10 protein-coding genes are annotated in these 11,096 nt (G+C 59.2%); 1 reads left to right on the forward strand and 9 read right to left on the reverse strand.

Going from position 1 to position 11,096, the window contains the following annotated elements; translation table 11 throughout:
- Positions 1-94: 94 nt before the first annotated feature.
- Positions 95-1,663, reverse strand: coding sequence for an ABC transporter substrate-binding protein (locus FHC48_RS03355; protein WP_059363374.1), 1,569 nt, complete (start codon positions 1,661-1,663; stop codon positions 95-97).
- Positions 1,664-1,864: 201 nt separating this feature from the next.
- Between FHC48_RS03355 and FHC48_RS03360 the strand changes: the two genes are divergently transcribed.
- Complete coding sequence (locus FHC48_RS03360; RefSeq protein WP_025912677.1) at positions 1,865-2,563, forward strand: GNAT family N-acetyltransferase; 699 nt, start codon at positions 1,865-1,867, stop codon at positions 2,561-2,563.
- 33 nt (positions 2,564-2,596) lie between these two features.
- On the opposite strand, the gene FHC48_RS03365 is transcribed toward FHC48_RS03360, so the two are convergent.
- The 8 genes from FHC48_RS03365 to betI form a co-directional block, all read right to left on the reverse strand.
- Positions 2,597-4,291, reverse strand: a complete 1,695-nt coding sequence (locus tag FHC48_RS03365; protein WP_059363375.1) for a thiamine pyrophosphate-binding protein — start codon at positions 4,289-4,291, stop codon at positions 2,597-2,599.
- 33 nt (positions 4,292-4,324) lie between these two features.
- Entirely contained in the window at positions 4,325-5,065 is a 741-nt protein-coding gene (locus tag FHC48_RS03370) for an SDR family oxidoreductase (RefSeq protein WP_021242632.1), read from the reverse strand.
- 275 nt (positions 5,066-5,340) lie between these two features.
- Positions 5,341-5,988: an anti-sigma factor domain-containing protein gene (locus tag FHC48_RS03375; protein WP_059363376.1), complete on the reverse strand. Its 648-nt coding sequence runs from the start codon at positions 5,986-5,988 to the stop codon at positions 5,341-5,343.
- Positions 5,985-6,539: an RNA polymerase sigma factor gene (locus FHC48_RS03380; protein WP_032674326.1), complete on the reverse strand. Its 555-nt coding sequence runs from the start codon at positions 6,537-6,539 to the stop codon at positions 5,985-5,987. Before FHC48_RS03380 ends, FHC48_RS03375 begins: the two co-directional genes overlap by 4 nt.
- 43 nt (positions 6,540-6,582) lie before the next feature.
- Entirely contained in the window at positions 6,583-7,146 is a 564-nt protein-coding gene (locus FHC48_RS03385; protein ID WP_059363377.1) for a fasciclin domain-containing protein, read from the reverse strand.
- Between the two features lie 143 nt (positions 7,147-7,289).
- Complete coding sequence (betA, locus tag FHC48_RS03390) at positions 7,290-8,954, reverse strand: choline dehydrogenase (protein WP_021242628.1); 1,665 nt, start codon at positions 8,952-8,954, stop codon at positions 7,290-7,292.
- 13 nt (positions 8,955-8,967) lie between these two features.
- Positions 8,968-10,440: a betaine-aldehyde dehydrogenase gene (betB, locus tag FHC48_RS03395; RefSeq protein WP_119312011.1), complete on the reverse strand. Its 1,473-nt coding sequence runs from the start codon at positions 10,438-10,440 to the stop codon at positions 8,968-8,970.
- Between the two features lie 13 nt (positions 10,441-10,453).
- The gene (gene betI, locus FHC48_RS03400; RefSeq protein WP_008500977.1) at positions 10,454-11,041 is read right to left on the reverse strand and encodes a transcriptional regulator BetI; all 588 of its coding nucleotides are present in this window, start codon (positions 11,039-11,041) and stop codon (positions 10,454-10,456) included.
- Positions 11,042-11,096: the final 55 nt, after the last annotated feature.

The raw sequence follows: 11,096 nt of genomic DNA on the forward strand, positions 1-11,096 counted from the left end.
AAATCTCTTCATGCCGGGTGCGGCTTGGCCTTACCCGGCCTACAAAAACCGAGAACACAGGCCGGGTCAGCGCAGCGCCACCCGGCAACAAGGGCTATTTCGTGACGCGATCGTACCAGACCATATCCGCGTTCAGCCCCTGCTGATACCCCTTCACGTTATCGCGCACCACGATCTGGGTTTTGCCCTGATCGACGAACACGTACGGCGAGCTCTGCTGCAGCTGTTCCTGCATTTTCTTGTACAGATCCAGACGCTTCGCCGGATCCGGCTCGGCAACCGCCGCCAGCGTGGCCTTGTTCAGCTCCGGGATTTTCCAGCCGTTCAGTCCGGCCACGGTGCTGGACTTCCCGTCGTTCCACGCGAAGGCGCTGGCGTTGGAGTGCGCGTCGAAGTAGTCCGGGATCCACAGACGGATCGCCGCCTGATGCTGCTTCGCGCGCACACGGGCATAGACCTGGCTCCCGGCGGCAGGCAGCAGATCCACCTTCACGCCACCCTGCGCAAAGCTCGCCTGCATCGACTGGGCGATGGTGATAAACGGCGGCTTGTTCTCCACGTCCAGCGTGAAGTGCGCGTCCTTAATGCCCGCTTTGGCGAGGATTGCCTTCGCTTTTGCCGGATCAAATTTAAACGGATTGTCTTCCAGCGCGCCCGGCAGGCCGACCGGCAGGAAGCTCTGGTGAACAAAATACTGGCCTTTCAGCAGGTTCTTCGTGATGCCGTCATAGTCGACCAGCCAGCGCGACGCTTCCCAGAACGCCGGGTTGTTCAGCAGCGGATTGGCGCTGTTGCCGGTGTTAAACACCAGGTAATTCTGCTCGGCGGACGGAATGCTCAGCACCTTCACGCCCGGCTTGCCGTCCAGGGCGCTAATCTGGTCTGCACCCAGATCGCGCGCCACGTCCGCATCCCCCTGCTGGATCAGCAGGCGGCGTGAAGCGGGGTCGGGGACGTTCTTAATGATGATGCTTTTGAGCTTCGGCGCGCCGCCGGGCGCGGCGTCGTTAGCTTCCAGCACGATGGCCTGATGCGGCTGGTAGACGCGCATTTTGAACGCGCCGCTGCCCGCCGAGTGCATTTTCAGCCACGCGTTACCGAAGTCGTTATCCTTGACGTTTGCGGCGACCTGCTTTTCATCGACGATAGAGGCTATCGGCGTGGAGAGAATATTCAGCGCCACCGACGGGCTGACGTCCGCCGTCCAGTGAAGCTGGAGGGTATGATCGTCCACCTTTTTCAGCTGGCTGGCGATGTTGCTCGCGTCCCAGCCCAGCACGTTGAGGATAAAGGCCGGGGATTTGTTCAGCGTCACGGCGCGGGTATAAGAGAAGATCACGTCTTCCGGGCGCAGCGGGTTGCCGGAGGCGAATGTCGCATCGGGTTTAAGCTTGATGGTCAGGGTTTTTGCTGCCGCGTCCGCTTCCCAGCTTTCTGCCAGAATCGGCGTGATTTTTTCCGGATTATCGCGGTCCGGCTGTACCAGACGCTGGTACAGGCTCGGCACGGTCTGGATGCTGGAGAGCTCGTTGGCTTCGGCCGGGTCGAGGCTCACGATATCATCAAGCCCCTGGGCAACCACCAGCGTGTTGGGCGGCGTAGCGGCGTGGGCGGCGCCTGAGAGCGCAGCCAGCACCAGTAACGGCAACAGTTTTTTTGTCATAGCGATCCCTGAGAAGAATATATTGTGATTGTTTTATGCTCCGCTACGTTAGGGCGACTGTGACATTCCACAAAGTCGAAATTCAGCTTTAGTTATGCCTTCCGGGAATATCGCATGCGCTCGGGCTATTAAAACACGCTGCTTTTCGCCTGCTTTTTAACCTGCTATAACAAATGCCTTACCTTTCAGGGAGTCATCGCCGTGCCCGAAATCAATCAACATGGTCAAACCGTTAACGATATCGTTCCCGACTGGAAAGGCGCGCGCGCGTTGACCCGCACGCCGCTGTTCGGCCAGTATTGTCGCCTGGAGCCGCTGGACGCCGATCGCCACGCGGCCGATCTCTATGAGGCCTACGCGCTGGGCGACGACAGCGACTGGACGTGGCTTGCCAGCACGCAGCCCACGAGCGTGGAAGCCACCGCGCACTGGATCATGGCGAAGGTCATGGACGATGAGCTGGTGCCGTTTGCCGTCATTGACTTACGCAACGAACGGGCGGTGGGGCTGGTGAGCTATATGGCCAACGAGCGGCTGCTGGGGTCGGTGGAAATTGGTCACGTCACCTGGTCGCGCAAAATGAAAGGTTCCCGCATCGGCACCGAAACGGTGTGGCTGCTGCTGAAAAATGCGTTTGAGCACGGCTACCGGCGCCTCGAGTGGAAGTGCGATTCCATGAACGTGGCGTCGCGCAGGGCGGCGGAGCGGCTGGGGTTTGTCTGGGAGGGACGCCTGCGCCAGAAGCTGGTGCGTAAGGGGCGCAACCGCGACAGCGATATGCTTTCTATTATTGACGGCGAATGGCCGCAAAGAGACGCGGAGCTGCGCGCCTGGCTGGCGGCAGAGAATTTTGACGAGGAAGGGCGGCAGATAAAGCGGCTTGAGGCGTTTCGGTTATAAGTTTTTTATGTAGGGTACAGCGTAAACGCGCGGTTAATCCGCGGAAATCGCGATTTCAATCAGGTTGGTTTTTCCTGACTGCAGGCCGCGCGTTACCGCTTCGGCGATATCCGCAGCCTCGGTCACCCGGCAGCAGTGGACGCCCATGGCGGTGGCCAGCGACTGAAAATCGATATGCGGGTTCACCAGGTCCATCCCGATAAAACGCCCCAGCCGCGTTGAGCTGTAGTCAGCCTGGCTCTTCATAAAGTTTTTCAGGATGTTGTACCCCCTGTTATTCATGACGATAAAGGTGACCGGCAGATTTTCGTGTGCCGCCGTCCAGAGCGCCTGCGGCGAGTAGAGGGAGGCTCCGTCTCCAACTAAACACACTACCGGCTCGCGGCCCAGCCCCAGCGAGTGACCTACTGCTGCGGGCATCCCCCAGCCCAGTCCGCCGCCGCGCATAAAGTAGTAGCGCTGGTGCTGCTGGTCAGAGATGAACCGGCGGACATGCCTGGCGGTTGCTATCGCCTCATCCACGATGGTGGTACCCGCCGGAATGGATCGGATGACTTCCCAGGCTGCGACCATCGGCGAAAGGGCCGGGCGTAGCCGCTCGGCGGCCAGACGTTCTTCCTGCTGCTGCCACTCCTTCTCTCGTTCGTCGCGGGCCGTAACCAGCAGCCGCTGGTGGGCCAGCGTGCTGGCGATCAGGCGCTGCTTAAGCTTTGGCAGTAGTTCGTGCAGGGACAGTTTGATATCCCCCATCACCGAAAGGCGAGTGGCATAGGTGCGGCCAAGCTCGTGCATATCCGCCGAGAGCTGGTACACCGCGCAGGTCGCCGGAATAGCCTCGCCCTCGCTGTACAAAATGGTGATCAGGCTTCTGCCGCCGATGATAAACACGGCATCGTAGGCATTGATGATGCTGGCGATTTCGCTGGCGGTGGTGGGCATATTGCCCCGCCAGAGCGCGTGCTGAGTGGGAAAAGGCAAATTCAGCGGCCAGGAGGAGCCGTAGACGTGGGCGCTTAGCGCTTCCGCCAGCTCGACAATCTCCTGCGTCGAGCCGCTGGAGTGCACCTCATCGCCCGCCACAATCATGATCCTGCCCGGCGCGATCTCGCTGAGCGCCTCCGCCAGCTCGTCCAGCGAGCCCGCCACGGTGTGGTAGTTCACTCTCGACGCCGTCTGTATCCCGGCATCGCTCAGCTCTTCCATCACGTTCATCGGCAGGGAGAGCAGCACCGGGCCGCCAGGAGGATAGCTGGCAGCGTGAAACGCGCGGCGCACCAGCACCGGGAGCTGGTCGGCGCTGGTGACCTCCTGCGCCCACTTCATGACCGGGGAGCCAATGGAAACAATATCGTCATACAGCAGCGGGTCGCGGACGTAGTGCCGCGTATCCTGCTGTCCAACGGTCACCACCAGCGGGGTTTTCATGATCCGCGAATTAATGAGATTCCCCATGCCGTGCCCCAAGCCGCTCGCGGTATGCAAATTGATAAAGCCCGTTTTGCCGGAGGCTTTCGCGTAGCCGTCGGCAATCGCCACCACGGTGCTCTCCTGAAGCGCCAGAATATAGTGAATATTTTCATGGCGAAGCAGGGCATCAATCAGAGGAAGCTCGGTGGTACCGGGGTTGCCAAAAATATATTCCACGCCTTCACTCTCCAGCACTTCAAGAAGAATATCGGCACCCGTTCGCATATTGAGATCTGATAAGGACGTTAATGATTTAATCATACTGACACCTCATTCAGCATTATTTAACGCAGGCTAAAATTCTTCCTGCGTTGGACGCACAACAATTTCATTAATATCAACGTCGCCAGGCTGTTCTATGGCAAATAAAACCGCGCGGGCAATTGCGTCAGCCGGAATAGCCTGCTTATAAAACTCATGGAGAAATTTTTTACTCTCTTCGTCAGAGCTGCCGAATTGCAGTTCGCTTTCGACGGCGCCGGGCGAAATAAGCGTCGTGCGGATAGTTTTACCCGCCTCCTGACGTAAGCCTTCACTCAGCGCGCGGACGGCGAATTTTGTGGCGCTGTACACCACGCCGCCAGGTGCCAGCACCTTGATGCCCGCGACGGAGGCAACGTTAATAAAATGCCCGCTGCCCTGACGCTGGAACACCGGCCACGCGGCCGCGATGCCGTACAGCACCCCTTTCAGATTGGTGTCAATCATCTTGTCCCATTCGTCGGTTTTCAGCTCGCTCAAGGGGGCGATAGCCATAAAGCCCGCGTTGTTGATTAGCACATCCACGCGCTGGTAGGCGGCAACGGCAGCGTCAATGGCGCGCTGAACCTCCTCCTGACGGGTCACGTCGGCCTTCACGGCTATCGCCTTGCCGCCTTGCTGAATAATCTGATCCACCAGGGCATTAATTCTGTCCAGACGGCGCGCCACCAGCACCAGCGAAAACGCGTTATTCGCTAAATGGAGGGCAATCGCCTGACCAATACCGCTGCTGGCACCGGTAATGACAACAACCTTGTTTGCACTATTATTCATGATCTTATCTCGCTATTGAGTGATGCAAAAAATAAAAGGCAGAGAAGCATATAATGAATAATGAGAAATTCATTAATGCGGTTTTTTGATATATTGTGTATCGGAAATAAAATGATGTTCGTTTAAAACTTAATGGAGTACGCAAGAGTCTGTCAATGTCGTTTTTTAATAATTAAATTAATTACAGGCTTAATATTTAATTCTTATAGATAACCGAGAACAGTATATAAATGAAATGGGGTCACGATAGCGGCCCTGCGAACAGGGCCTGAGAATTACAATTTGCCACTGTAAAGCACCGGGCCTGTGGGGAGTCCAGTGGGCGATCCGCCCGCTGGTTCAAGGCTTATGGCTATCGTGGCGTCAGGAGGGAGCGTTGTGTTCCTGAGGGTGACGCGTGTCGGTATGTCGTTATGCAGCAGCCCCATGGAGACCGGCGCCTGCCCGCCTGGGATCAGCCAAAGCTGGAGGCTGTGTTGCGCCGCGACGGCCGTCGGCCGAAGAGGGGCAATGCTCAAGTGCTGGCGGCTGGCATCCGCGCTGACGACCCATTCCCCGTGCTGTTGGGCATCGTTGAGGACGATCAGCGGAACGAGTTCCGGTGTACGGGTGGCATACCAGGCAACGACCGACAGGGCGGCGAGGGAGGCCGCAACCATCCAGCCGACATAAGGCCGACTTTGGCGTAAAGGCTTTTTGGGCGGCAGGTCGAGGGTGATTCTTTTCCACACCGTCTCGGGTGGAGGGACGGGCACAAGATGACTATCCAGCGTGCTGAACATTTTCTGCCAGTACGCGACGCGGGCGGCCAGAGCCGGTTCACGGAGGACCCTTTTCTGGAACTGAAGCCGTGCTCCTCCCCGCAGCGTGCCGAGGGCATACTCTGCTGCCAGCATGTCGTCGCGTTTTTCTGCGTCATTCATAGCCCCACGCACTCCCGAAGATGATCCATTGCCCGACGTATCCAGCTTTTCACCGAGCCTACAGGCTGCTGGAGCCAGTCGGCAATGTCGCTGTGAGACATTCCCTGATAGTAGGCGAGCGTAATGCTCTGGCGCTGCTCGCTGCTCAAATGTTCGAGACAATGCCTGAGCCGTTCTGCCTGTGCATCGTCGTGCCAGTTATTCTGCTCATCGCTTTCGCTCAGCAGAATATCTTCCGAATACGACTCTTCACGGGCTGCAGCCCGGGTTTGCCCGCTGCGCAGCCAGTCAATACAGCGGTTGCGAACAATATGCGTAAGCCAGGTCATCGGGGAGCTCAGGGTAGCGTTATAGGTTTCGGCTTTACTCCAGACGGTGACAAAACAGTCGTGAAGGATCTCTTCTGCCCAGGCGCGGTCGCGCAGCATGCGCAGCGCAACGGCAAACAGGTGAGGCGACGTAAGTCGGTAAAGTTGTTCAAATGCGCGGCGATCGCCGTTAGCGATCGCCTGCATTAATTTCAGCTGCTGTTCAGCCAGCGCGTTATCCATGTTTTTCCCGGAAGGCAACGTCACACTTCCGAAGTATAGACAACTACTTAGGCATCAGGACGGTATCAATCACATCGATCACGCCATTTTTCTGATGGACGTCGTAGGTGCTGATGTTCGCCACGTTACCTTTACCGTCCTTGAGCTGAATATTGTGCGGGCCGTTACTCATGATCCACAGCGGTTGACCGTTAACGGTCTTCAGCTCCGCGTGGCCGCCGCCCTGTTTAATTTTCTGCTCCAGCGCTTTCATATCGTAATTACCGGCGACCACGTGATAGGTCAGAATGCTGGTGAGCGTGGCTTTGTTTTCGGGTTTGACCAGGTTCTCGACCGTGCCGGCAGGCAATTTCGCAAACGCCGCATCGGTCGGCGCAAAGACGGTTAAGGGCCCTTTGCTCTGAAGCGTATCCACCAGCCCGGCCGCTTTGACGGCGGCCACCAGCGTAGTGTGATCTTTCGAGTTCACGGCGTTTTCAACAATATTTTTGCTCGGGAACATCGCCGCTCCGCCCACCATCACGGTGTCTGACGTCATGGCTGCTGATGCGCCTGCACAGAAGAGTATCGCGCTGGATACGAATGCAACACTGAGTAGCTTTTTCATCATTTATCCTCGGATTAAGGAGCAAAGGCGTTGCTCACATACTCATATACGAGGGGCGGGGGGAAACTGGATGCAGGGAAATGAAAATAAATTTGTGGCGGGGAAGTGAATTCCCTCTCCCCGGTGGGGAGAGGGCAAATGACTTAGCGTCTCACCGGTGCCCCGTTCGCCACATAATACGCCGCCGTGCTCTTCGCCAGCGGCTCGCGACCGCGAATGGCATCGGCAATCTTCTCGCCAATCATAATGGTGGTGGCGTTCAGGTTGCCGGTGATGATCTGCGGCATAATCGACGCATCCACCACGCGCAGCCCTTCCAGCCCGTGAACGCGGCCTTCGCCGTCGACCACCGCCATCTCGTCGTAACCCATCTTGCAGGTGCCGCACGGGTGGAACGCCGTTTCCGCGTGGTTGCGCACGAATTCGTCCAGCTGCTCGTCGGTCTGGCAGTCAATACCCGGACTGATTTCACGGCCGCGGTACTTGTCCAGCGCGGGCTGGTGCATGATCTCGCGGGTGATGCGGATCGCGTCGCGAAACTCCTGCCAGTCCTGCTCGTGGGACATATAGTTGAACAGGATCGCCGGATGCTGGTGCGGATCGCGCGACTGGATGCGCACGTGTCCACGGCTCGGCGAGCGCATGGAGCCGACGTGGCACTGGAAGCCATGTTCTTTCACCGCGTTCGAGCCGTTGTAGTTAATCGCCACCGGCAGGAAGTGGTACTGAATGTTTGGCCACTCAAACTCCTCGCGGCTGCGGATAAACCCGCCCGCTTCGAAGTGGTTGCTCGCACCTATGCCGGTGCCGCCAAACAGCCACTCCGCGCCAATCTTCGGCTGGTTCCACCACTGCAGGGCAGGGTAGAGGGAGACCGGCTCTTTACATTCGTACTGGAGGTACATCTCCAGGTGATCCTGCAGGTTTTCCCCCACGCCGGGCAGATCGTGCACCAGCGGGATATCAAACTGCTTCAGCAGGTCAGCGTTGCCCACGCCGGAGCGCTGGAGGATCTGCGGGGAGGCAATCGCCCCGGCGCTCAGCAGCACTTCTTTTTTTGCCGTCGCTTTGGAGGGGATGGTGCTTTCACCCTCCAGCCACTCGACGCCCACCGCGCGCTTGCCCTCAAAGAGGATGCGATCGGTCATGGCGTGGGTGCGGATGGTCAGGTTCGGACGCGGTTTCGCCTGATCCAGATAGCCGCGCGCGGTGCTGGCGCGTCGGCCCTGCGGCGTGACCGTGCGGTCCATCGGGCCGAAGCCCTCCTGCTGATAGCCGTTGAGATCGTCGGTGCGCGGATAGCCCGCCTGCACGCCCGCCTCCACCATCGCCTCAAACAGCGGGTTCACGCCCGGTTTCGAGGTGGTAACGCTCACCGGACCGTCGCCGCCGTGGTAGTCGTTCGGCCCCACGTCGCGCGTCTCTGCCTTGCGGTAATAGGGCAGGCAGTTGAGGTAGCTCCAGTGCTCCAGGCCCGGCTCTTTCGCCCAGTGGTCGAGGTCCATCGCGTTACCGCGGATGTAGCACATGCCGTTGATCAATGACGAGCCGCCCAGCCCTTTGCCGCGTCCGCACTCCATGCGGCGCTTGTTCATGAAGGGTTCTGGCTCGGTTTCGTACGCCCAGTTGTAGCGCTTGCCCTGCAGCGGGAACGCCAGCGCGGCGGGCATCTGGGTGCGGAAGTCAAATCGGTAATCCGGTCCGCCTGCTTCAAGCAGCAGGACGGTGGTGTTCGGATCTTCAGTCAGTCGTGTAGCCAGCACGTTGCCGGCAGAGCCGGCCCCGATAATGATGTAGTCAAATTGCAAATAAACCTCCCGGTTAAAATATGGACTGGAATTTACCCATCTCAACCTGGATGGACTTCACCTGGGTGTAGCTCTGCAGCGTCATCACGCCGTTCTCGCGGCCAATGCCGGAGTGCTTGTAGCCGCCGACCGGCATCTCTGCGGCGGATTCACCCCAGGTGTTGATCCAGCAGATGCCCGCTTCGAGCTGATGAATGGCGCCGTGGGCGCGGTTCAGGTCGGTCGTGACGATGCCTGCCGCCAGCCCGTAGTCGGTGTCGTTGGCGCGGCGAATCGCTTCCTCAATGGACTCATAGGTGAGGATGGACATCACCGGGCCGAAGATCTCTTCGCGCACGATGGTCATCTCGTCTGTGCAGTCGGTGAACACGGTTGGGGCCACCCACGCGCCGTTATCGAAGCCTTCGCCCTTCAGCACGTCGCCGCCGCACAGCACGCGCGCGCCTTCCTCTTTGCCTTTGGCGATGTAGCGCATCACGCTGTCGCGGTGCGGGAAGCTGACCATCGGGCCAAAGTTGGTAGCTCCATCGAACAGATCGCCCGCGCGGATGCGGCCCACGCGTTCAGTGATTTTCTGCTCAAACGCGGCTTTGAACTTAGCCGGAACAAACACGCGGGTGCCGTTGGTGCACACCTGGCCGGAGCTGAAGAAGTTGGCCATCATGGCGATGTCTGCCGCGAGATCCAGATCCGCATCGTCAAAAATAATCAGCGGCGATTTGCCGCCCAGCTCCATCGTCACCTCTTTCAGGGAGGAGGCCGCGGCGTTCGCCATCACCTTTTTGCCGCTGGCGACGCCGCCGGTAAAGGAGACTTTGGCGATGCCCGGATGCTCGGTCAGGTACTGGCCGGTCTCCGCACCCACGCCCGGCAGGACGTTAAACACGCCATCCGGCAGACCCGCTTCGGTATAGATTTCGGCAAGCTTCAGGGCGGTAAGCGGCGTCACTTCGCTCGGCTTGAAGATCATTGCGTTGCCCGCCGCCAGCGCCGGGGCCGATTTCCACAGGGCGATCTGGATCGGGTAGTTCCACGCGCCGATGCCCGCCACCACGCCCAGCGGCTCGCGGCGGGTATAGACGAATGAGGTCTCGCGCAGCGGGATCTGGCTGCCTTCCAGCGCCGGGATCAGCCCCGCGTAGTACTCCAGCACGTCCGCACCGGTGACGATATCCACGGTTGAGGTTTCGGAATACGCTTTACCGGTGTCGAGGGTTTCCAGCTTTGCCAGATCGTCGTTGCGCTCGCGCAGGATGTCGACGGCGCGACGCAGGATGCGAGAGCGCTCCATGGCGGTCATCGCCGCCCAGACTTTTTGCCCGCGCGTTGCGCTTTCAACGGCGCGATCGACGTCTTCGCGCCCGGCGGCCTGAACGGTCGCCAGGACTTCACCGTTGGCCGGGTTGATGGTCTCGAAGGTGCGACCGCTGGTGGTCGATGTATAACCACCATTGATATAAAGCTGCTGTTCTGCCATTCGGGACATAAATTCTCCTCGGTTAGTCGGTCGGTAAATGCTGGCTGATAAAGTGGCTGGTGAGCGACTGCGCCAGGGTCTTATCCAGCGGCTTGCCGCTCAGCGCGGCGCGCAGCCACAGCCCGTCGATCAGCGCCGCCAGCCCGTAGCCCGCCTCCTGGGCCTGCTCGCGCGGAAGCTCGCGGCGAAACTCGTACACCAGGTTCGACAGCAGGCGGCGGCTGCTGACCTGCTGCAGGCGGTAGAGCATGGGCTGATGCATGCTGCTTGCCCAGAAGGCCAGCCAGGCCTTCATCGCCGCGCTGCTCACCTGGGTTTCATCAAAGTTACCGCCGACAATCGCCTGCAGACGCTGCTCCGCGCTGCCGTTCGGCAGGGCGTGCAGGCGGCTTAATACCGCATCGCGCAGCTGGCCGGTGATGTCGCGCATGGTCGCTTCCAGCAGACCATTTTTGTCTTTGAAATAGTGACTGATGATCCCCGTGGAAACGCCCGCCCGACGGGCGATCTGCGCGATCGTCGCGTCGTGCATTCCCACTTCATTTATTGCTTCCAGCGTGGCGTCGATAAGCTGCCTGCGCCGGATCGGCTGCATCCCCACTTTGGGCATTTTTGCCACTCCATTCATCAGCGTTGGTTAACCATTAAAGCGGTTTTTGATTGGA

The sequence above is a fragment of the Enterobacter sp. EC_50 genome, assembly GCF_019584525.1.
GTDB classification, from domain to species: Bacteria; Pseudomonadota; Gammaproteobacteria; order Enterobacterales; family Enterobacteriaceae; genus Enterobacter; species Enterobacter roggenkampii.